The sequence below is a fragment of the Iamia sp. SCSIO 61187 genome, assembly GCF_019443745.1.
GTDB lineage: Bacteria > Actinomycetota > Acidimicrobiia > Acidimicrobiales > Iamiaceae > Iamia.
In genome coordinates this window covers 4,548,719-4,570,913 of sequence record NZ_CP050948.1, presented here as the reverse complement: position 1 = coordinate 4,570,913, position 22,195 = coordinate 4,548,719, and the positions used below count along the sequence as shown (strand labels likewise).

The following is a 22,195-nucleotide window of genomic DNA, read 5'->3' as shown; positions in this document are numbered from 1 at the left end:
CGATCCGTGCCCGCCCTAGGCGTCCAGCTCGGCCTGGTGGCGGTGGGCCCAGGCGGCGGCCTCGGTCCGGCGGGACACGCCCAGCTTGGCCAGGATGTTCGAGACGTGCACGCCCGCGGTCCGGGGGGAGATGTAGAGCCGCTCGGCCAGCTCGCCGTTGGAGAGGCCCTCGGCCACCAGGGCCAGGACCTCGCGCTCGCGGGGGGTGAGGGACTCGATCCCCGAGGCGTCGTCGGCCGGGGCCCCGCCCAGGCGCCGGTCGAGGGTCTCGAGCTGCTGGCGGCGGTAGCCGGGCCAGCGGGCCAGGAGCTCGCGCGCGGCGTCGGCGTGGGGCTTGGCCTCGGGCGCCCGGCCGAGGGCGATCAGGGCCCGGGCCACCCCCATGTGGTCGGTGGCCCGCTGCCCGGCCGAGCGGATGAGGAGCCCGTCGGGCGTGTCGACGACCTGCTGGAGCCGGGCCAGGGCCTCCTCGTTGCGCCCCTCGGCCAGGTCGATGTGGCCCTCCAGCCGGGCCCGGCCGAGGGCCAGGATCTCCGACGTCCCGCCCCAGATGCGGCGGGTCTCGGCCACCAGCCGGCGGGCCACGGTGGGGTCGAGGCCCAGCTCACCGCACCGGGGGATCACGTCGACCAGCGAGTCGGCGTCGAGCCCGTCGACGGCGGCCTTGGCGAACAGCTCGGCCAGCCGGGCCTCGACCGAGGTCGTGTCCCGCCGGGCCAGGGCCACCTCGAGGCCGATGGCGGAGCGCAGCTCGGTCATCGGGTGGGGGAGCTCGTCGATGTCGTCGAGGGCGCACTGGGCGGCGTCGGGCCGCCCCTGCTCGAGGTAGAGCTGGGGCGTGCGGAGGCCGAGCCAGCCGTGCTTGCCGATCGCGGCAGCCACGGCGCTGGCGAAGTAGCCGTCGACGGCGGCTTCGGCCGTCGCCATGTCGCCGTCGTGGAAGGCGACCTCGAAGCGCCCCGACGCCAGCGAGTGGTTGCCCTCGGGCTGCCAGCCGGCCCGGTCGGCGGCCTCGTGCATCTTCTCCAGCAGCTCCAGCCGCTGGGCCGAGGTGAGGATGCCGGCGCTGGAGAAGGCGGCGTTGCTCCACGCCCGGGCGGCCAGGAGGTCCTCGCCGGCGGCGAAGGCCTCCTCGCCGGTGCGGACCAGGTCGGCCACCGTCTCGGCCGCCCTCTCCCGGTCGTTGAGCAGGGCGCTGGCCCGCTCGACGATGGCGTTGCGCCGGACCTGGGGGAGGCCGTGGCGCTCGGCCGCCTCGATGGCGAGCTGGGCCCAGTGCAGGGTGTCGTCGATGCGGTTGGTGAGCATCGACACCTGGGCCAGGTCGGTCAGGGCCGCAGCCCGGTCGGGGCCGTCGTCGAGCAGGTCGAGGTCGGCGATCAGGGCGTCCATGACCTCGGCCCGCGACGGCTCGTGGCCCAGCTCCCAGTACAGGCGGAGCAGGAGCCGCCGCCCGGCGGCCCGGTTGGCGACGTCGCCGGCGGCGTCGGCGTGGGCCACGAGCGCCTCGGCGTGGACGACGGCGTCGGTGTGGAGACCCGACAGCCAGGCCGCCCGGGCCGCGGTGGCCAGCAGCTCGGGGTCGTCCTCGCATTCGGACAGCCCGAGCTCGGCCAGGTCGAGGGCCTGGTAGCTCGAGCCGATGGCGAGGTACTTCCGGCTGCCCCGGCGGGCCAGGTCGACCATCTCCTCAGGCCGGCCCGCGCCCTGGGCGTGGCGGGCCATGGCGCCCAGGTTGGGCGACTGGGCCCGGTGCAGGGCGTCGAGGGCGGCCTGGTGGATGCGCCGGCGCTCGCGCCCGAGGAGCCGCTGCTCGATGGCCTCCCGCGACAGGTCGTGGCGGAAGCTGAACACGTCGACCTCGGTCTCGGTGAGCAGGTCGCGGTCGATGAGGTCCCGGAGCACCGGGATCAGGTCGCTCTCGTCGAGGCCGGTGACGGCGGCCAGGACGTCGAACGGGACCCGGCGACCCAGCACCGCAGCCGTCTCGATCACCCGGCGCGACGGCGGCTCGAGATCGTCGACCTGGGCCCGCACCGCCTCGGCCAGGTTCCAGGGCAGGGGGGCGGCGGCGAGGTCGTCGAGGGTGGCCCCACCCGAGGCCACCAGCAGCTCCTCCAGGAAGAGGGGGTTGCCGCCGCTGCGGGTGTGGAGGGCCTCGGCCACCCGGTACGACGGGCGGGACCCGTACACGGCGGCGAGGAAGTCCTGCACGTCGGGGATCGACAGCCGGTCGATGCGGAGGTGGACGGCGTGGGGGCGGCGGTCGAGGCGGGCGAGGGCGTCGGTGAGGGGGTGGCGACGGGTGAGGTCGCCGGGGCGGTAGGTGCCCACCAGCGCCGGCGCGTCGGCGCCGATCGCGGCCAGCCGCTCGAACACGGTGATGCTCTCGGAGTCGGCCCAGTGCAGGTCCTCGAACACCACGACGGTCCGGTCCCCGTCGACCAGGTCGCACACCAGGGCGACGGCCACGGTGAGGAGGTCCGCCAGCGGGAGGCGCTCGTCGGCGTCGGCCCGCAGGGCGGCCAGGCGCTCGTCGTCGGGGGCGGTGCGGCTGGTCACCACGTCGAGCACCAGCTGGAAGGGGTGGCTGAGCCCGCCGGGGTCGGCCTGGCCCGTCAGCACCCGCCGGTCGTCGGGCAGCCCGGCGAGCAGCTCGCGGACGAGGCGGGACTTGCCGATGCCGGCCTCGCCGCCGATGAGCGCGACGCCGGGCGCCTCGGCCGCCAGGAGGTCGGCCAGGCGGTCCAGGGGCCCCCTGCGGCCCACCATCACCGGGCTGAGGCCCGGTCGCCCTGCGAGCATGACGCCAAACCTACCGAGCCCCTGCGACACCGGGCGTCGGGTTCCGGCCTTCGTAGGCTGGCGGGATGGCCTTCCCGCAACGTCGGCTGCGCCGGCTCCGCCGCACGCCGACGCTCCGCCGCCTCGTCGCCGAGACCCGTCTCGGCGTCGACGACCTGGTGGCCCCCCTCTTCGTCCGCGAGGGGATCGACGCCCCCCACCCCATCGGCTCGCTCCCGGGCGTCGTCCAGCACACCCGGGACAGCCTCCGGGCCGAGGTGAAGCGCCTCCGGGACGTGGGCATCGGCGCGGTGATCCTCTTCGGCATCCCCGCGGCCAAGGACCCCGAGGGCCTGGGCGCGTCCGACCCCGACGGCATCGTGCAGGTCGCCCTGCGGGACCTGCGCGACGACGTCGGCGACGACGTCGTCCTCATGGCCGACCTGTGCCTCGACGAGTACACCGACCACGGCCACTGCGGCCTGCTCACCCCCGACGGGCTGGTCGACAACGACGCCACCCTCGGGCGCTACGCCGAGGCGGCCATGGCCCAGGCCGACGCCGGCGCCGACGTGTGCGCCCCGTCGGGGATGATGGACGGCCAGGTCATGGCCATCCGCGACGCCCTCGACGACGTGGGCCACCCCGAGGTCGCCATCCTCGCCTACGCGGCCAAGTACGCGTCGTCGCTGTACGGGCCGTTCCGCGAGGCGGTCGACGTCGAGATCGCCGGCGGCGGCGACCGCCGGGCCTACCAGCAGGACATGGGCAACGCCCGCGAGGCCATGGAGGAGATCCGCACCGACATCGCCGAGGGGGCCGACATGGTGATGGTGAAGCCGGCCCTCGCCTACCTCGACATCCTCGCCCGGGCCCGGGCCGAGGTCGACGTGCCCCTGGCGGCGTACCACGTGTCGGGTGAGTACTCGATGATCAAGGCGGCGGCCGAGCGGGGCTGGATCGACGGCGACGCCGTGGCCCTCGAGCACCTCACCGCCATCAAGCGGGCGGGCGCCGACCTCATCCTCACCTACCTGGCGGGCGAGGTCGCCGAGGTGCTCACCGCCTGAGGCGTCGCCCGCGGCGCGGCCCAGGACCGGGACCGGGGCGGGGACCGCGTAGCCTGCGCGGCATCGCCACGCCGTCCACCGCCAACGCCGACCTCTTCGCCCGGGCCCAGGCCGTCATCCCCGGCGGGGTCAACTCGCCCGTCCGGGCCTTCCGGTCGGTCGGGGGCACCCCCTACTTCGTCGCCCGCGCCGAGGGGCCCTACGTGTGGGACGCCGAGGGCACCCGGCTTCTCGACCTGGTGCAGTCCTACGGGGCGATCATCGCTGGCCACGCCCATCCGGCGATCGTCGCCGCCATCCAGGAGGCCGCCGCCGGCGGCACGTCCTACGGGGCCCCGACCGAGCGCGAGGTGCTGCTGGCCGAGGAGATCCGCACCCGGGTGCCGGCCTGCGAGCGCGTCCGGCTGGTGTCGAGCGGGACCGAGGCCACCATGAGCGCCCTCCGCCTGGCGCGGGGGGCCACCGGGCGGGACCGGATCGTGAAGTTCGCGGGCAACTACCACGGCCACAGCGACGGCCTGCTGGCCGAGGCCGGGAGCGCCGTGGCCCTCATCGAGGCCGAGGCCGGCGACGCCGCCGGGGCCGTCGCCGTCCCCGGGTCGGCCGGGGTGCCCGCCGGCGCCGTGGCCGACACGATCGTGGCGCCGTACAACGTCGTCCCCGAGCTCGACGAGACCATCGCCTGCGTGATCGTCGAGCCCGTCGCCGCCAACATGGGCCTGGTCACCCCCGCCCCCGGCTTCCTGGCCGGGCTGCGCGCCGAGTGCGACCGGGTGGGCGCCCTCCTCGTCTTCGACGAGGTCATCACCGGGTTCCGCCTGGCCCGGGGCGGGGCCCAGGCGCGGTACGGCGTCACCCCCGACCTGTCGTGCTTCGGCAAGGTCATCGGCGGCGGCCTCAACGTCGGCGCCTTCGGCGGCCGGGCCGACGTGATGGAGCAGCTCGCCCCGCTCGGCCCCGTCTACCAGGCCGGCACCCTGTCGGGGAACCCCCTCGCCACCGCCGCCGGGCTGGCCGCCCTCGCCCTCCTCGACGACGACGCCTACGTCCGCCTCGAGGCCACCGCGGCCCGGCTCGGAGGCGGGTTGCAGGCCGCCTTCGACGCCGCCGGGCTGACCGCCCGGATCCCCGTCGAGGGCACCCTCGTCGGGCTGTTCATGGGGGCCGAGGTCCCGCTCGACTACGACGCGGCGCGCACCACCGACACCACGGCCTACGCCGCCCTCTTCCACGCCCTCCTCGACCGGGGCGTGGCCCTGGCCCCGGGGCCCTACGAGATCCTCTTCCCGGGCCTGGCCCACGTCGACGCCGTCGTCGACGAGGTCGTGGCCCTGGCCGCCGAGGCCGCCGACGCCATCGCGGCGGGCTGAGGCCGTGGCCCGCTCGGAGGGGACCGACGCGGGTGCGGCGCTGACGCCCGAGGCGGAGCGGGCTGCGCTCGACGCCGCCGTCGCCGCCGTGCTGGCCGGCGAGGCCATCCCCGTGCTGGCCGACCGGATCGGGTCCCAGGCGTCGGCGGCGCGCCCCGGCCACCTCGTCGTCGTCGCCGGTCGGTCGGGACCGGGACGGGTCTACGGCCGCGACATCGGGCTGCCGCGGCGCGCCGTCCTGGCGCTGGATCGGGTGGCCACCGGCGGCGGGCCCGGGCCCCCGCCCCGCCTCGGGGCCGCCGTCCGGGCGCGGGGCGACGTCGCGCCCTGGGCCGAGGTCACCGCCGAGCTCACCGCCGCCGGCCTGGGCCTGCCCCTGCTCGTCGCCCTGGCCGAGGGTGGGGCGCCGCTCGGCGTCCTGGCCCTGTTCCCGGTCGGCCCCGGCCCGGACCCGGCGCCCCCCGGCGACGCCGAGGCCGACGCCCACGATCTGGCCCTCACGCCCTGGGTGACGGTGGCCGCCCTCGCCCTGGCCCGGGAGGCGGACCGGGCGCGCCTGCGCCGCTCGACCGTCGAGGACGGCGTCACCGGCCTCCCCACCCGCAGCCTCCTCACCGCCCGCCTGCGCGAGGCGCTCCACCGGGCCGGCCGGCGGCCGGTCGCCCTCGTGCAGGTCACCCTGAGCCGCCTCGACCGCCTCGACCGGCTCGTCGACGCCGCCGAGGTCGACCGCACCGAGGAGCTGATGCGCGAGGCGGCGCACCGCATGCGGGCGGTCGTCCGCCCCGGTGACGTGGTCGGCCACCTGCGCGCCGATGCCCTGGGGGCGATCTGCGAGGGCGCCGGGCCCGACGAGGCCGGCGAGATCGGCGAGCGGGTGCGCCGGGCCCTGGCCACGCCCGTCACCGTGGGCGACCACAGCCACGCCCCGACCCCCGGCGTGGGCGTCGTGGTGGCCACCGACGCCGACACCGTCAACAGCATGGTCACCAAGGCCGACCTGGCGGCCCGCGAGGCCGCCGAGCGGGGCGGTGCCAGCGTCGTGCGCTACCGGCCCGGCACCTACGAGGACGCCCTGGCCCGCCAGGACACCGAGACCGACCTGCGTCGCGCCCTCGCCGACCGGTCCCTGCACCTGGTGTACCAGCCCCAGGTGGCCCTGGCCGACGGGCGTCTGGTGGGCGTGGAGGCCCTCGTGCGCTGGGACCACCCCGTCCGGGGGGCGGTCGAGCCCGACGAGTTCATCCCCGTCGCCGAGGAGAGCGGCCTCGTCGTCGCCCTGGGCGCCTGGGCCGTCGACACCGCCCTGGCCGACATCGCCGCCGGCCTGCCGGTGGTCGTCAGCGTCAACCTCTCGGCCCGCCAGCTCGACGAGCCCTCGCTCATCGACGAGGTCACCGCGTCGCTGCGGCGTCACCGGGTCGACCCGGCCCGTCTGCGGCTGGAGATCACCGAGAGCGCCCTGGCCCGCGACGCCGACCGCAGCGCATCGCTCCTGCGCTCCCTGCGCCGGATCGGGGTGCGGGTCTCGATCGACGACTTCGGGACCGGCTACGCCTCGCTCGAGCAGCTGCGCCAGACCGAGGTGGCCGACAGCCTCAAGATCGACCGCACCTTCGTGGCGGGCATCGTCGCCGACGCCCGCGACCGGGCCATCGTGTCCGCCGCGGTGACGCTGGGTCGCTCGCTGGGCTTCAGCGTGGTGGCCGAGGGCGTGGAGGAGGCGGCCCAGGCCGACATCCTCCGGGAGATGGGCTGCGACGCGGCCCAGGGCTACTGGTTCGGGGAGCCCGTCCGCCTCGAGCAGCTCGACCTGTCGCGGTCGGTCTGACCCGCGAGGAGCGGGTGGCGCGGAGGGCGTGGTAGCAACGGGCGGACGACGGGCCGGGACGGTCCTGGCTGGCTGGAGGTCGAACATGGACAGGCTCGGTCCGATCGGCGAGGCCGTCACCGCGGCGCTCGACGACCTGCGGAGCCGCGACGCGGTCCGCCGGATGTGGGCCAGGGACCACACCCTCTGGCAGGACGACCCGACCGAGGTGGCCGATCGCCTCGGGTGGCTCGACGTGGCCGGGGCCATGGCCACCCAGGACGAGCGCCTCCGCACCTTCGCCGACGCCCTGGTCTCCGACGGCATCGAGCACGTCGTCGTCATGGGCATGGGCGGCTCGAGCCTCTTCCCCGAGGTGCTGGCCCGGTCGTTCCCGCCCCAGGCCGGCCGCCCCGGTCTCCGGGTGCTCGACACCACCGACCCCGCCGCCGTGCTGCGCATCACCCAGGAGTGCCCGCCCGAGGCCACCCTGTTCATCGCCTCCTCCAAGTCGGGCTCGACCATCGAGACGCTGAGCCACCTCGCCGCCGTCCTCGAGCACGGGGGCGACACCGGCCACGTCGCCGTCGTCACCGACCCGGGCTCGTCGCTCGCCGAGCGGGCCCGGTCCGAGCGGTTCCGGGCCCTCTTCGAGAACCCCGCCGACATCGGCGGCCGCTACTCCGCCCTGTCGTACTTCGGGCTGGTCCCGGCGGCCGCCGCCGGCCTCGACGTGGCCGCCCTGCTCACCTCGGCCGACGCCGCCACCGCCGCCCTCCAGGACCCGGACCCGAACGCCAACCCCGGTCTGCGTCTGGCGGCCGCCATGGCCGGCGGGGCCAAGGTCGGCCGGGACAAGCTGACCCTCGTCGTCGACGGCGAGATCGACACCATCGGCCTGTGGCTCGAGCAGCTGCTCGCCGAGTCCACGGGCAAGCACGGCACCGGTGTGATCCCCATCGCCGGCGAGCGCCTCGGCCCGCCCGAGGTCTACGGGGACGACCGCCTCTTCGTCGCCATCGGCGAGCACCACGGCCTCGACCCCCTGGCCGACGCCGGCCACCCGGTCGTCCAGCTGCCGTCCGGCGGCCCCGACGGGCTGGGCGAGCTGGTGCTCACCTGGGAGGTGGCCACCGCCCTGTGCGGTGCCGCCCTCGGCATCAACCCCTTCGACCAACCCAACGTGGCCCAGGCCAAGGCGGCCACCGCCGAGGTCCTCGAGCGGGGCCTGGGCGAGGTCCCCGTCACGCCGCTGGACGACCTCCTCGGCCAGGTCGGCCCGGGCGACTACGTCGCCATCCAGGCCTACATCGACCCCGAGGCGGGGGAGGTCGACCTGCTGGAGGACGCCCGGACCGCGATCCGCGACCGCCACCGGGTCGCCACGACCGTGGGGCTCGGGCCCCGGTTCCTGCACAGCACCGGCCAGCTCCACAAGGGAGGCCCGCCGTCGGGCGTGTTCGTCCAGGTGGTCGGCGACGATCCCGTCGACGTGCCCATCCCGGGCCAGCCGTTCGGCTTCTCGACCCTCAAGCACGCCCAGGCCGAGGGCGACCTGCGCACCCTGCAGGACCAGGGGCTCCGCGCCGGGCGGGTGGCCCTGGCCGACCTCCAGGAGGTGGCCCGGTGAGGCTGGGGATGGTCGGGCTGGGCCGGATGGGCGGCAACATGGCCGAGCGGCTGCGGCGCGACGGCCACGAGGTCGTCGGCTACGACCGGGCCCCCGACGGGCGCGACGTCGACTCCCTCGCCGCCCTCGTCGAGGCCCTCGGGCCCGAGGGGCGGCGCGTGGCGTGGGTGATGGTCCCGGCCGGTGACGCCACCGAGGCCACCATCCAGGAGCTGGGCGACCTGATGGGGCCGGGCGACGTGATCGTCGACGGCGGCAACTCCAACTTCAAGGACTCGATCCGCCGGGCCGGCCAGCTGGCCGAGAAGGGGATCGGGTGGGTCGACGCCGGCACCAGCGGCGGGGTCTGGGGTCTGCAGAACGGCTACGCCCTCATGGTCGGCGGCCTCGACGAGCACGTCCAGGTCCTGTGGCCGGCCCTCGAGACGCTGTCGCCGGGGGAGGGGAACGGCCTGACCCACGTCGGCCCGCCCGGCGCCGGGCACTTCACCAAGATGGTCCACAACGGCGTCGAGTACGGGATGATGCAGGCCTTCGCCGAGGGCTACGCCATCCTCGAGGCCAGCGAGCTGGGCATCGACGTGCTGGCCGGGCTCCGGTCGTGGCAGACGGGCTCGGTGGTGCGGTCCTGGCTCCTCGACCTCATGGTGAAGGGGCTGGAGGAGAACCCCGGCTTCGAGGGCATCGCCCCCACCGCCAAGGACTCGGGGGAGGGGCGCTGGACCGTCGAGGAGGCCGTCCGCCTCGGCGTGGCCGCCCCCGTCATCGCCGCGTCGCTCTTCGCCCGGTTCGTCTCCCAGGACGAGACCGACGTCGAGATGCGGGCCATCTCCGCCCTCCGGAACCAGTTCGGCGGGCACGCCGTCACCAAGCTGGACGAGCAGGAGCCGGCCGAGCCGATCGAGCCGGCCCGGCCCTCGGACGCACCGGGGGCGTCGCCCACGCCGCACCCGCCGGGCGACCGCTGATGGCGGCCCCGAAGGCGGCCGACCGCTGCGACGGCCTGGTCCTGTTCGGGGCCACCGGCGACCTGGCGGCCAAGAAGCTCTTCCCGGCGCTCTACCAGATCGAGGCCGACGGCGACCTCGGGCCCGTGATCGGCGTCTCCACGTCGCAGTGGAGCGACGACCAGCTCCGCCAGCGGGCCCGCGAGAGCATCGAGGCCAAGGTCGACGCCGTCGACGGCGCCGTCCTGGACCGCCTGTGCGGCCACCTCAGCTACCTCCCGGGCGACTACCGCGAGGCCGAGACCTTCGACCGCCTCGCCGAGCGGGTCCGCGAGGCGGGGGTCGAGCGGCCCCTGTTCTTCCTGTCGATCCCGCCGGCGCTGTTCGACGACGTCGTCCAGGGCCTCCAGCGGGTCGGGCTCAGCGAGCACGGGCGGGTCGTGGTGGAGAAGCCCTTCGGCCGCGACCGGGCCTCGGCCCACGAGCTCAACGACGTGCTGCACCGGGCGTTCCCCGAGGAGGCCGTCTACCGCATCGACCACTTCCTCGGGAAGGAGGGCGTCGAGAACCTCCTGGTGTTCCGCTTCGCCAACTCCATGCTCGAGCCGCTGTGGAACCGGGGCCACATCTCGAGCGTGCAGATCACCATGGCCGAGGACTTCGGCGTCGGGTCCCGGGGCAAGTTCTACGAGAGCGTCGGCGCCCTCCGCGACGTGGTCCAGAACCACCTCCTCCAGATCGTCGCCCTGCTGGCCATGGAGCCACCGGTGGCGGCCGACGCCGACGCCCTCGCCGACGAGAAGACCCGCCTGTTCCGCCAGATCCGACCGATCGACCCGGCCCAGGTCGTACGGGGGCAGTACCGGGGCTACCCCGACGAGGAGGGGGTGCAGGGCGGCAGCGACGTCGAGACCTACGTGGCCCTGCGCTTCGAGATCGACTCCTGGCGCTGGGCCGGCGTCCCCTGGCTGATCCGGACGGGCAAGTCCCTCGGCACCACGGCGACCGAGGCGATCGTCCGCTTCACCGACCCGCCCCGCCTGCTGTTCACCGACGAGGACAAGCCCACCCCTGAGCCCAGCTTCCTCCGGTTCCGGCTCGGCGCCGACGACGGGGTGTCGCTCCACCTCCTGGCCAAGGCCCCGGGCGACCAGCTGGTGACCCAGCCCATCCAGCTCGACGTCGACTACGACGACGCCCTCGGCGCCCGGGCCGAGGCCTACGAGCGGCTCATCGACGACGCCCTCGAGGGTGACCGCCGCCGCTTCGGCCGGGCCGACAGCCTCGACCAGCAGTGGCGGATCGTCGAGCGGGTCCTGGACGACCCGCCCGAGACGGTCCTCTACCGCGAGGGCTCGATGGGCCCCCCCGAGGCCGACGCCCTCGCCCGCGACGTCGGGGGCTGGATCTCGCCGGTTTCGTAGTCACTCGCTTCGCTCCGTTCCTACGAGCTGAGCGGGCTCGCTGCGCTCGCGCTGAAGGTCGTCCCGGAGCGGGAGCCCTCGTCCCTCGGGCACACCGCTCCTCTGCGGGGGGAGACCCCCCGCGCCCCCCCAGCGGCTGAGCCGGGCGGCCGATCTCCGGCGGGAGATCTGGTCGGTCCGCGGGTGAGCGTCGTCTGGCGTCGTCTGCCTCGCTGGCGGTGCGCGACCGTGATGGCGGGGCTGGCTGGCTGGCGGTTCTCTGGTCGAGGCACGATCATGGCGCGGTGCTGAGCTCGCTGGTCGCGGTCATCCCCTACACGACGCACCCGACGATCGAGCTGGGGCCGCTGACGCTCCGGACCTTCGGGCTGATGACCGCCATCGGGGTGGTGCTCGGCATCTGGTTCGCCGCCGCCCACGGCGAGAAGTACGGCATGACCCGCGACGACACCTACCGCCTGGGCACCCGCATGGTCCTGGCCGGCGTCGTCGGCGCCCGGGCCACCTGGGTCGCCACGCACTGGGACCAGATCCAGGACCCCATCGACGTCATCGCCGTCTGGGAGGGCGGGCTCCAGTTCTCCGGTGGGTTCATCGCCGCCATCGCCGTCGGGCTGCCCACGTTCCTGGGCTGGAGCCGGCTCCAGCGCTGGCAGCTCCTCGACGGCTTCGCCGTGGCCGTCCTCCTCGGGGCCGCCTTCGGCCGGCTCGGCTGCCTGGCCGTCGGCGAGCACTTCGGGCGGGAGTCCGACTTCCTCCTCGCCACCCGCTACGACGGCGGCGAGCTGCGGGAGCCCCGGTTGGGCCTGTCGGACTCGGCCCCCTTCATCGAGGAGGGCACCAGCTTCCTCAACCCGTCGCTGTACGAGTGCATCACCTTGTTCGTCCTCTTCGGCATCCTGTGGTGGATCCTGGCCAAGAAGCCCACCCCCAGCACCGTCGGGGGCATCTTCCTGCTCACCTACGCCGTCCAGCGCTTCACCTACGACGCCATGCGCGTGAACGACGAGCGGGTCGCCGGGATGACCGGGGCCCAGTGGATGTGCCTGGCCATGGTCCCCATCGGGATCTACCTGCTGGTCAAGGTGCGGCCCGCCCTGGCCCGGGCCATCGCCGACGGCGAGGTCGGCGGCACACCCGTCGTCGAGACCACGACCCGCACCGCGGGCGACGGCACCACCGTCGCCACCACCAAGCGCCGGGCGAGCAGCGCCCGCCCCGCCCACACCACGAGCGCCCCCGAGCCCGGCACCGTGGCCGTGGACGACGCCCCCGACGCGGCCGACGGCGATGCGTCGGACGCCGGGGACGCCGCCCCGAGCGGGGACGCGGACGTCGGTCCCGGGACCTCCCCCGAGGACCCCGAGCCCGACGTCGACACGCCCCGCTCCCCCTGATCGGGACCGCCCGCCCCTCGCCCCGGCCCACCGTCGCTCCGAAGCGGCGGCCCGGGGGAGGCGGTCAGGCCGCCAGGGGATCGACGCCCAGGGCCACCAGCTCCTCCCGCACCTCGGCGATCTCGGCGTCGAGGACGGCGATGTCGTCGAAGCCGGCCCGCTCCGAGCGCTCCCGCAGCTCGACCAGGTCGATCAGCCGCAGCTCGAGCCCGGTGGTCCGGTACTCGGCGCACGCCGGGGCCTCGGTCCACGCCGGGCGGGGGTCGTCGTGCTGGCGTCGGAACGTGAGCATGTCGACGGTTGTACGCCCCTGACGTTGCGGTCCCGGGCCGGACCGGTTGCAGTCCGGTGTCACTTCCATGACCTGGGTGGGTGTCCCCTCCCCGGGCCCGCTCACGGTCCCCCGGGGTGCGTGATCGGGACCAGGAACCGTCGGCGCGGGCGTCGAGCGGTGGGGCATCGGTCGGCCCCCCATCAGGCCGCAAGGATCGTCAGGGCGGCGGCCACGTCGGCCAAGACCTGGTCGGGGTCACCGACGAGCTCGTCGTAGGTGACCACCATGACCCGCACGCCCGTGAGGATCAGACGTCGGCGCCGGGCCTCGTCCCGGGCGCGCTGCTCGGGCGTGCTGTGGTGGCGGTGCCCCTCGAGCTCGACCACCAGGCCGACATCGGGGAAGAAGCAATCGACCCGCCCGGCGAAGCTGCCGTCCCGGGCGATGCGGCGTTGCACCACCGGCAACGGCAGGCCGGCGGCGTCGAGCAGCTCGAGGAAGGTGTGCTCGAGCCAGCTCTCGGTCGGGCCCAGCTCCTCCCGACGGCGAAGGATCTCCTCCAGGGCGATCACACCGGCGCGGCCACGGCACCGCAGCCGCTCGAGCGTCCACCACAGCCAGGCGTCGCTGACCTTGCCCTCCCGGCAGGCGTCGCCGATGCCGGTGCGGATGGCGTCAGCCGGCACCTCGGGCACCAGCGCCGCCAGCGACAGGAACGTCCGGGCCACGTTCAGGCACGGGACCCCACCGACCCGCACGACGTCGTCGGCCGACAGGTTGGTGGTGCTGCGCACGATCACCCCCGGACGGGGCTCCCGGTTGGTCCGTCGGGTCACCAGGACCTCGATCGCATCGCCGTAGAGGTCGGATCCGAGGATGTGGAGCCGGGCCGCCGTCCGGGTCGTCGCCACCCCGTCGTAGTCGAGGCACACGCCCATGGCCTCGGACGAGGGGGTCGGTGGATGGCCGCGCACCCGGAACGTGTGGCGGCCGCACGGCTCGAGGAGGCCCGAGGCGAGGTGCCGGATCGAGGAGGCGGACAGCCCCAGCTCGACGAGCTGCGGACGGGTGATGAGGCCGAGCTGTTCTCTGGCCCGCTCGGCGATGGCCCGTTGGATGGTCGGGCTCATGTCCCGATCATGCCGAGGGGGTGTGACAATCAGCCGGCGCCGCGCCCGCCCCTGTTCGTGGTGCGGATCGTGGCCCGGGAGCGCGGGTTCCGTACCGAGAACGGTGGCGGGCGAAGGGCGACCGGTTCTTGGTACGGATCGTGGCCCGGAGGCGCGTGATCGGTACCAAGAAGGGAGGGGGCGCCGGGGTGGGGCGGTTCGTGGTGCGGATCGTGGCCCGGGGGCGCGGGTTCCGTACCAAGAACGGTGGCGGGCGAGGGGCGACCGGTTCTTGGTGCGGATCGTGGCCCGGAGGCGCGTGATCGGTACCAAGAACGGGTGGGGCGCCGGGGTGGGCCGGTTCTTGGTGCGGATCGTGGCCCGGAGGCTCGGGTTCCGTACCAGGAACGGTGGCCGGCCTAGGCCGAGGGCTCGGGGATGGTGCGGACGATGGCGGCGACGGCCTTGTAGGCGGCCTCGGCCGGGCCCAGCTCGTCCTCGCGGAGGAGGTTGGCCATGATCCGCAGGACCCAGTCCATGAGGCTGCGCGACTGCATCCCGACCCGGGTCAGCTCCCGCATGACGGCGGGGTTGCCGATCACCACGCTGAACAGCCGGGCGACCCGGAAGTACAGGCCGTACTCCTCGGCGATCAGGGCCGGGTACCGCTGGAGGGCCATCCCGTCACCGGTCCCGATGGCCTCGTCGAGCAGCTCGGCGACGAGCCGGCCCGTCTCGTAGGCGTAGTCGATGCCCTCGCCGTTGAAGGGGTTGACCGAGCCGGCGGCGTCGCCGACGGCGACCCAGGTCGGGCCGATCTTGGGGTTGATCGACTGGGCCATGGGGATGCGGCCGCCGGTCGGGGCGCAGGTGGGGGAGTCGGGGTCGATCCCCCAGTAGTCAGGCAGGGTGTTGGCGAACTCCTCCATCAGGTGGCTGGTGTTCACCTCGCGGTAGCCCTTGAAGGTCGACAGCAGGCCGATGCCGACGTTGATCGTCCCGTCGCCGACCGGGAAGATCCAGCCGTAGCCCGGGAGCGAGCGGCCCTGGCGGTCACGGACGTCGAGGGCCGACTCGATCCACGGCTCGTCGTGGAGCGGGCTCTCGTAGTAGGTCCGGATGGCGATGCCCATGGGGTAGGTCCGGTTGCGGGCCGTGCCCAGCGCCCGCCCGAAGCGGGAGTTGGCGCCGTCGGCGACCACGACGTAGCGGGCGTGGATCTCGCGCTCGACGCCGGCGCCCTTGTCCTTCACCACGGCGCCGACGACGAGGCCGTCGCGCTGGAGGGGGCGGACCGCCTCGGTGCCGGTGTGGAGGGTGGCGCCCAGGGCGACGGCCCTCTCGGCGACCATCTCGTCGAGGTCCCGCCGGCGGACCACGTAGCCGTGCGACGGGTAGACGGGGTGCTCGGGCCACTTCAGCTCGAGGGTCACGCCGTGGGCGACGGCCCGGAGCCCGTCGTAGCGGTGGTAGCCCTCCAGGGCGGGGCCGAGGCCCATGTCCTCGAGCTGGTGGACCGCTCGGGGCGTCAGCCCGTCGCCGCAGGTCTTCTCGCGGGGGAAGGTCTTCTTCTCGACCACGACGACGTCGCGGCCGGCCTTGGCCAGCCAGTGGGCGGTGGCGGACCCGGCCGGCCCACCCCCGACGACGAGGACGTCGCAGCGCTCGGGCGGGGGGGTGGCGGTGGTCATCGTCGGTCAGTCTGCGGTCCCGGCGGGCGATCCCGCCAGGCGGGGCCGGAAGTCACGGCCCGCTCCGGGGGAGATCCCGCTGCGGGACCCGACGCACGTCGGCCGACGACGGGTCGGAACCCGGGCGTCAGCCGCCCGCGCCGACGGCCTCGACCCGCTCCTGGACCTCGGCGTCGTCGCCGGGGACCTCGCGGTACACGACCTCGCCCGCCTCGGCGTTCTCGATGGCCAGGGCCGCCCACTCCTCGTAGAGCTCCTGGACCTCGGGGCTGGCCGGGGCCTCACCGGCGAGCTCCTCGCGGATGTACCGGGTCACGCCGGCCAGCTCCTCGGGGGTGAGGTCGGGGAAGCCGGGCATGGCGCCGGGCAGGGTGCTGGCGTCGTGGGGACCGCCCTCGCGGTCCGGGTCGCCGTAGGGCCCCGAGGCGCCGCCGACCCACTCGGCTGCGCCGAGGTGGATCCATTCCATCATGGCGACCGGGTCGGGGAAGGTGGCCAGCACCTCGCCGTCGCTCAGCTGGGCGCCGGTGCCGCCGCCGCCGGTGGGGCCGTGGCAGCCGCCGCAGCTGCCGGGGTACACCTCCTCGCCGGTGGCGAGGACGGTGTCGGTCTCCGGCGGGGTCTGGACGCCCTGGGCGTAGACGAAGGCCCAGACCGGGAGGAGGGCGATGACGGGCATGGCCCAGTACGGGATCCGCTTCCGCCTCTCGGCGGCCTGGATGTAGGCCGGCTTGGGCTTCGGGGGCGGCGGCGGCTTCTCCTCGACCTTGGCCGGGGCGGCCGCGGGGGCCTCGCTCTTGGCGACCTCGGCCTTGGGGGCGTCGCCCTCGCCGCTGGGGGTCGCGTCGCCGGAGCCGCCCTCACCGCCGGGGAGCCCGAGGGCCGCCCGCCGCTCCTTGGAGCGCTTGAGCAGGTGTTCCGGGATCTCGGTCAACGGACGTGCCTCCGCAGGCGGACGAGGACGGGGCCCGAGCGGCCCCGGAGCGGGGAGATCGTCGGGCCGTGGGGCCCGGCGGTGGGCCGCACTCTAGGTCGGTCCTCGGGACCGTCTCCAAGCGAGGCGGGTGCTGCGCCGGCGGTCCCGGCGGCCTCGCGGCGGTGGGCGCCGGGGGTCGCCTCTGATGTGCCCGTCGAAGGTGGCCCGTGCTAGACCACGATCCACCAGCCGGCCCTGCGTGCAGCGTCGGCGGATCCCATTTGTGAGCGACTTCACTAACCAGGAGGTGCGTACCGCGTGGTCGCGTTCGTCGGGTCCTGCCTGATCTCGATCCTGCTTCTCGCCAGCATCTTCTGGTTCGCCAAGCGTCGGCCCGTGGGCACCCCCCTCTCGTGGGGTGAGGCCATGGTCGCCGCCACCTACGCCTTCTTCGGCCTCTTCTGGGTCTACGGCGTGGTGCCGCACCAGTGGCTGACCTGGTCCGAGAACGAGCTGGGCTGGCGCCCGGACAAGTACCTGGCCGGCCCCAGCGGCACCGGGGCGCTGCGCGAGGTGCCCATGAACATCTCGTACCAGACCCTCTCCCACCTCATCGCCGTCGTCATCTACGGGGTGTTCCTCGCCCTCCACGTCGCCCTCTGGGCCGTGTGGCAGGGACGCGGCGACAAGGTCGAGCGCCGGCGCAAGGCGCTGGAGGAGAAGACCACCGCCTACGGACGCCCGCTGGCGAGGAGGGCCTGACCCGTGGCCCGCACCGACGCCAACCCCCCCATGCCCGAGTTCCGGGCCGACTACGTCCTGCGCGAGGTCGACGCCGGGTACCTGGCCAAGGCGGTCAAGCCCAAGCAGTTCATCCACATCGACCAGTCCGAGTGCATCATGTGCGAGGGCTGCGTCGACATCTGCCCGTGGAAGTGCATCTTCATGGTGCGCCCCGACGCCATCGCTGAGGCCGAGGGCACCGAACGCCCGGGCATCGACCCCAGCGACCACGTGATCTTCACCATCGACGACGACGTGTGCACCCGGTGCGCCCTCTGCGTCGACCGGTGCCCGACGGGCGTCATCATCCTCGGCAAGATCGGCGACCCCGCCGCCGAGGGTGACCCGCACCAGCGCACGAACTCCTACGGGTACGGCTACGGGATGCGGCTCTCGTGAGCGCTCCCACGACGACTGAGAAGGGTCGGTAGACGATGGCCAAGGCCATGCAGAGCAAGGGGCGCGGCGCCCGGGTGATGGCGGACATGACCGACAAGGTCCAGGCCTCCCAGACCTGGAACTCCATCTTCCGCCCCGGCTCCATCTTCCGGAAGGGCTACACCGACAGCCCTCGCAACCGGTCGTACGTGATCATGAACTCGGTGCTGTACCACCTGCACCCGGTGAAGGTGAAGCGCCACGCCGTCAAGGTGTCGTACACCCTGTGCCTCGGCGGGCTGAGCTTCTTCCTCTTCATCCTGCTCACGGTCACCGGCATCTTCCTGATGTTCTTCTACCGTCCGACCGCGGCGCAGGCCTGGAACGACGTCTACGCCCTGCAGACCAACGTCGCCTTCGGCCTGCTGGTCCGGAACATGCACCGGTGGGCCGCCCACCTCATGGTGCTGTCGGTGTTCCTCCACATGGCCCGCGTCTTCTACCACGGGGCCTACAAGCCGCCCCGCGAGTTCAACTGGGTCATCGGCGTGATCCTCTTGACGCTCACCCTGCTGCTCAGCTTCACCGGCTACCTGCTCCCGTGGGACCAGCTGGCGCTGTGGGCGGTGGCCGTGGGCACGAACATGATGGGCTACACCCCGGTGTTCGGGAACCAGGTCCGCTTCGCCCTGCTGGGCGGGGCCGAGATCGGGACCGACACCTTGTTGCGCTGGTACGTGCTGCACGTCTTGATGCTCCCGTTCGTGATCGTCATCTTCATGGCGATCCACTTCTGGCGGGTGCGCAAGGACGGCGGCATCAGCGGGCCGCTGTAGGAGACGGAGGCGACGTGACCGAGATCCCCGAACACCTCCGCAAGCGCGCAGAGGAGGCCCGCCAGAAGGCGGCCGCCTCCAAGCCCGCCGACGCCCCGGCGGCGAGCACCGGCGGCGCCGACACCGGCTCCGCCGGCGAGAGCGCCGGCGACAGCCGCATCCCCGCCCACCTGCTCGAGCGGGCCAAGGCCGCCCGCAGCAAGAGCGCCGGTGGCGGCGACGCCCCGGCCTCCGGCGGCGGCACCGCCGTCGCCACCGCGGCCCCCGCCGGTGGGGGCGTGGCCACCGCTGCGCCTCCCGTCGCCGCCGGTCCCGGCGGCCACACCCAGCGCCTGCTGACGGTCGTGAAGTCCGGGTCGATCCAGGACGTCAAGGCCCTCCCCCAGGACAAGGTCCACACCTGGCCCCACCTGCTGGCGGTCGAGTTCGTCGCCGCCCTGCTGTGCACCGCGTTCACCCTGATCTTCTCGATCTTCGTGAACGCCCCCCTGCTGACCCTGGCCAACCCCAACCAGACGCCGAACCCCTCGAAGGCGCCCTGGTACTTCCTGGGTCTCCAGGAGCTGCTGACCATGTTCCACCCCATGGTCGCGGGCGTCACCATCCCAGGCATGGGCATCTTCGCCCTGATCCTGGCTCCCTATACCGACCGGAACCCGTCCAACAAGCCCGAGGACCGGAAGTTCGCGATCTCGCTCTTCACGCTCTTCATGATGTTCTGGACGGTCCTGGTCATGATCGGCTCGTTCTTCCGGGGCCCGGGGCAGAACTTCGTGTTCCCCTGGGACGCCGGGCTCTTCTTCGAGCTGTAGGAGGTCCCCCATGTCCGCACTCGTGATCCTCGCCGTCGTCGTCCTCGTCCTCGGCGCGGCCGCCGCCCTCTTCACCGTCCAGCGCAACCGCGACACCCAGCGCGCCGTCGGCCACCTGGCCCGGGAGACGCGCGAGCGCGACGTCAAGGCCCGCAAGGCCACGGCACCCGCCGCCGAGGCCGCGCCCACCACCGGCAAGGAGGTCGAGCTGGCCACCGCCGCCGCCCGCCAGGAGAGCACCGACGTCGAGAGCGCCGTGCCCTCGACGCCGGTGGCGTGGACCCCGCCCGACGAGGACGCCATGGGCGTCACCCGTCGCCAGTTCATGAACCGGGGGATCATCGCCGGCTTCGGGCTCGGCATCGGCGGCTTCGCCCCCGCCGCCCTGGCCTTCCTCTGGCCCCAGGGCAGCACCGGCTTCGGCTCCAAGATCTCCGTCGGCAAGGTGGCCGAGATCAAGGCCCAGATCGACCAGAACAACGGCTTCCTCTACTACCCCGAGGGCCGGATGTGGATCACCGAGTACCCCTCGGCGTCGCTCGACAACGCCCGCAAGGTGTACTCGCCCTCCGAGCTGGCCGGCATGGAGGCGGGCCTCATCGCCCTCTACCAGAAGTGCCCGCACCTCGGCTGCCGCGTCCCCGAGTGCGCCACCTCCCAGTGGTTCGAGTGCGGCTGCCACGGCTCGCAGTACAACCGCGTCGGCGAGAAGAAGGCCGGGCCCGCGCCGCGTGGCCTCGACCGCTTCGCCATGACGGTGTCGGGTGACTCCTTCACCGTCGACACCGGCCTCATCATCCAGGGGCCGCCCATCGGCGTGAACACCACCGGCCAGGAGGCCGAGGGTCCGCACTGCATCTCCGGAGGGGCAGCCCACTGATGCTGTTCGCCAGCACCCAGTCCGCCATCGGGGGCATCGCCCTCTTCGCGGCCCTGGTCATCGTCCTCAGCTACGCGTGGATCAACGTCCGCCAGGGCCGGGCCGAGGTCGGCTCGGAGATCGAGCTGGCGCCGAACCGGAAGCCGTACTACTCCGACGAGGAGCTCGAGGGGAAGAAGCTCGACCGGACCCTCACCTTCGGCCTGATCGGGCTCTTCGTGGTGGCCATCACCCTGCCGCTGTACTGGCTCAACGAGCCGGCCCGGCAGGAGGGGGCCCGCGAGGACTTCAACCGCGCCTTCGTGGCCCGGGGGGCGGCCATGTTCGACACCACCGAGAACGGCGGCTTCAACTGCGCCTTCTGCCACGGCGGCATGACCGCCGAGGGCGGCACCACGCCGTTCACCATCACCGACGCCAACGGCCAGTTCGTCAAGCAGGTCGACTGGCAGGGCCCGGCGCTCAACACGGTGTTCCTCCGCTTCTCCCGCGAGGAGGTGCGCTACATCCTCACCTACGGCCGCACCTACTCGCCGATGCCCGCCTGGGGCGTCGAGGGCGGTGGCCCGCTCAACGAGCAGCAGCTCCAGAACCTGATGGACTACCTCGAGTCGATCCAGATCTCGCCCGAGGAGTCCCAGGCCCAGGTCGACCAGGCCGTCGCCGACGAGATGGCGGCCGCCGAGCTCGCCGGCGTGCCCTACGCCTCCGAGGGCGAGGCCATGTTCAACCTCGGCTACTACACCGGCTTCGCCGGCGGGGCCTACGCCTGCGGTCGCTGCCACACCACCGGATGGTCCTACGGGGAGAAGGGGGCCGACGGGAACGGCGCCCTGGGCCCGGCCCTCCGGGGCGGGGTCAGCCAGGTGCGCTTCCCGGGCGCCGTCGCCGGCTTCATCCAGCAGGTCGACTTCGTCTGCGCCGGGTCCGAGCGGGGCGTGAACTACGGCCGCAACTCGCAGGGGACGGGCCGCATGCCCGGCTTCTGCCAGGTGCCGGCCGAGCCCCAGAGCTCGCCCGAGACCGGCGAGGTCGGCGTGGAGGCCTCCGAGGCCTCCGACCCCGATCTCGACGGTGGCATGTACTCGAAGGACGACGTCGAGAAGATCGTCCGCTACGTCAGGGGTCTGTAGTGGAGCTGATGCTCGCCGCCCTCACCTGGGATCCCGGGTTCCGCGGCTTCCTCACCGTCGTCCTCGGCGCCCTCATCCTCGGTGGGTCGATCTGGCTGATCCTGTCGACCAACAGCGGCTGGCGCCTCGGCTTCCTCCTCACCCTCACCGGCCTGGCCGGCTGGATGGCGATCATGGGCCTGGTGTGGGCCATGTACGGGATCGGCTACCAGGGCCGCCTGGCGACCTGGAGTGTCGAGGAGGTCAACTACGGCGACCTCGGCCAGGCCAACACGGCCGACGCCCGGACGGTCCCCCCGCGCGACGAGCTCCCCGACGCCGACGAGCTGCGCGCCATCATCGACGCCGACGAGGCCCTCTCGACCCAGTTCCCCGACGAGCCCGGCCGCCGCCAGCCCCAGCTGGGCGACCTGCTGAGCGTCGACCCGGCGCTGCGCGACGACCCCGCCATCGAGGACGTCGTCGAGACCGACGACGGGTGGGAGCTGCTCGGCGCGGCCGACAAGCAGACCGGTGAGGCGGTGGCCGCGGCGTCGGCCTACCTCACCGAGGAGCGGGCCCTGTTCGAGGCGTCCACCGACTTCGTGGTCCTCGACGCCTGGACGAAGGGCGGCAAGGAGCCCCTCGCGGACGACTCGGCCTTCGGGCGCGCCGCCTTCAAGGTCGAGCGCGTGGTCACCTGGCCCTTCGGCCACCCGACCCACCGCGTCGTGGTGCGGGTCCAGGAGGTCATCCCCCGCGAGACCGTCCCGGGCCAGCCACCGCCCACGCCCGAGGCCGACGAGGAGCAGCCCGTCGTGTCCGTCGTCATGGTCCGCGACCTCGGCTCGCGCCGGCAGCCGGCGATCTTCGTCTTCTTCGCCTCGCTGATCGTGTTCGCGATCTGCTGCAACTCGCTCCACCGCCGCGACAAGCTCGTGGCCCAGGCCCGGGCCGCCGCCGGAGGCTGAT

The 22,195-nt window shown here is 73.8% G+C and carries 19 protein-coding genes; 14 read left to right on the top strand and 5 right to left on the bottom strand.

Annotated elements, in window-relative coordinates; all coding sequences use genetic code 11:
• Positions 1–15: 15 nt before the first annotated feature.
• Positions 16–2,805: a helix-turn-helix transcriptional regulator gene (locus HC251_RS26100; RefSeq protein ID WP_219942774.1), complete on the bottom strand. Its 2,790-nt coding sequence runs from the start codon at positions 2,803–2,805 to the stop codon at positions 16–18.
• Between the two features lie 65 nt (positions 2,806–2,870).
• On the opposite strand from HC251_RS26100, the gene hemB reads away from it, so the two are divergent.
• The 7 genes from hemB to HC251_RS22020 all read left to right on the top strand — a co-directional run bounded on the left by hemB (position 2,871) and on the right by HC251_RS22020 (position 12,432).
• The gene (gene hemB / locus HC251_RS22050; protein ID WP_219942773.1) at positions 2,871–3,854 is read left to right on the top strand and encodes a porphobilinogen synthase; all 984 of its coding nucleotides are present in this window, start codon (positions 2,871–2,873) and stop codon (positions 3,852–3,854) included.
• A gap of 62 nt (positions 3,855–3,916) precedes the next feature.
• On the top strand, positions 3,917–5,224 hold the full coding sequence (locus tag HC251_RS22045; protein ID WP_219945777.1) for a glutamate-1-semialdehyde 2,1-aminomutase: 1,308 nt from the start codon (positions 3,917–3,919) through the stop codon (positions 5,222–5,224).
• A gap of 4 nt (positions 5,225–5,228) precedes the next feature.
• Positions 5,229–7,055, top strand: coding sequence for a bifunctional diguanylate cyclase/phosphodiesterase (locus tag HC251_RS22040; protein ID WP_219942772.1), 1,827 nt, complete (start codon positions 5,229–5,231; stop codon positions 7,053–7,055).
• A gap of 85 nt (positions 7,056–7,140) precedes the next feature.
• Positions 7,141–8,664, top strand: coding sequence for a hypothetical protein (locus tag HC251_RS22035; protein WP_219942770.1), 1,524 nt, complete (start codon positions 7,141–7,143; stop codon positions 8,662–8,664).
• Positions 8,661–9,632, top strand: coding sequence for a phosphogluconate dehydrogenase (NAD(+)-dependent, decarboxylating) (gene gnd / locus HC251_RS22030; RefSeq protein WP_219942769.1), 972 nt, complete (start codon positions 8,661–8,663; stop codon positions 9,630–9,632). The genes HC251_RS22035 and gnd overlap by 4 nt, the downstream gene beginning before the upstream one ends.
• Entirely contained in the window at positions 9,632–11,035 is a 1,404-nt protein-coding gene (zwf, locus tag HC251_RS22025; RefSeq protein WP_219942768.1) for a glucose-6-phosphate dehydrogenase, read from the top strand. The genes gnd and zwf overlap by 1 nt, the downstream gene beginning before the upstream one ends.
• A 284-nt stretch (positions 11,036–11,319) precedes the next feature.
• Positions 11,320–12,432: a prolipoprotein diacylglyceryl transferase gene (locus HC251_RS22020; protein ID WP_219942767.1), complete on the top strand. Its 1,113-nt coding sequence runs from the start codon at positions 11,320–11,322 to the stop codon at positions 12,430–12,432.
• A 64-nt stretch (positions 12,433–12,496) separates the two neighbouring features.
• Here HC251_RS22020 and HC251_RS22015 read toward each other — a convergent pair whose 3' ends face one another.
• The 4 genes from HC251_RS22015 to HC251_RS22000 form a co-directional block, all read right to left on the bottom strand.
• On the bottom strand, positions 12,497–12,724 hold the full coding sequence (locus HC251_RS22015) for a hypothetical protein (protein ID WP_219942766.1): 228 nt from the start codon (positions 12,722–12,724) through the stop codon (positions 12,497–12,499).
• Between the two features lie 182 nt (positions 12,725–12,906).
• Entirely contained in the window at positions 12,907–13,836 is a 930-nt protein-coding gene (locus tag HC251_RS22010) for a DUF559 domain-containing protein (protein ID WP_219942765.1), read from the bottom strand.
• Between the two features lie 398 nt (positions 13,837–14,234).
• Positions 14,235–15,506 carry a geranylgeranyl reductase family protein gene (locus HC251_RS22005; RefSeq protein WP_219942764.1) on the bottom strand — a complete coding sequence of 424 codons (1,272 nt, stop codon included), beginning with the start codon at positions 15,504–15,506 and terminating at the stop codon, positions 14,235–14,237.
• Positions 15,507–15,633: 127 nt separating this feature from the next.
• On the bottom strand, positions 15,634–16,440 hold the full coding sequence (locus HC251_RS22000; protein ID WP_219942763.1) for a c-type cytochrome: 807 nt from the start codon (positions 16,438–16,440) through the stop codon (positions 15,634–15,636).
• 300 nt (positions 16,441–16,740) lie between these two features.
• Between HC251_RS22000 and HC251_RS21995 the strand changes: the two genes are divergently transcribed.
• The 7 genes from HC251_RS21995 (at position 16,741) to HC251_RS21965 (ending at position 22,194) form a co-directional block, all read left to right on the top strand.
• Positions 16,741–17,184, top strand: coding sequence for a hypothetical protein (locus HC251_RS21995; RefSeq protein ID WP_219942762.1), 444 nt, complete (start codon positions 16,741–16,743; stop codon positions 17,182–17,184).
• 3 nt (positions 17,185–17,187) lie between these two features.
• On the top strand, positions 17,188–17,604 hold the full coding sequence (locus HC251_RS21990; RefSeq protein WP_219942761.1) for a 4Fe-4S binding protein: 417 nt from the start codon (positions 17,188–17,190) through the stop codon (positions 17,602–17,604).
• 86 nt (positions 17,605–17,690) lie between these two features.
• The gene (extP, locus tag HC251_RS21985) at positions 17,691–18,419 is read left to right on the top strand and encodes a selenite/tellurite reduction operon b-type cytochrome ExtP (protein ID WP_370651319.1); all 729 of its coding nucleotides are present in this window, start codon (positions 17,691–17,693) and stop codon (positions 18,417–18,419) included.
• Between the two features lie 14 nt (positions 18,420–18,433).
• Positions 18,434–19,231, top strand: a complete 798-nt coding sequence (locus tag HC251_RS21980; protein ID WP_219942760.1) for a menaquinol-cytochrome c reductase cytochrome b subunit — start codon at positions 18,434–18,436, stop codon at positions 19,229–19,231.
• A 10-nt stretch (positions 19,232–19,241) separates the two neighbouring features.
• Positions 19,242–20,111: a ubiquinol-cytochrome c reductase iron-sulfur subunit gene (locus HC251_RS21975; RefSeq protein WP_219942758.1), complete on the top strand. Its 870-nt coding sequence runs from the start codon at positions 19,242–19,244 to the stop codon at positions 20,109–20,111.
• Positions 20,111–21,244 (top strand): cytochrome c, encoded by a 1,134-nt coding sequence (locus HC251_RS21970; protein ID WP_219942757.1) that lies wholly within the window; start codon positions 20,111–20,113, stop codon positions 21,242–21,244. Before HC251_RS21975 ends, HC251_RS21970 begins: the two co-directional genes overlap by 1 nt.
• Entirely contained in the window at positions 21,244–22,194 is a 951-nt protein-coding gene (locus tag HC251_RS21965) for a hypothetical protein (RefSeq protein WP_219942756.1), read from the top strand. The genes HC251_RS21970 and HC251_RS21965 overlap by 1 nt, the downstream gene beginning before the upstream one ends.
• Position 22,195 lies beyond the last annotated feature (1 nt).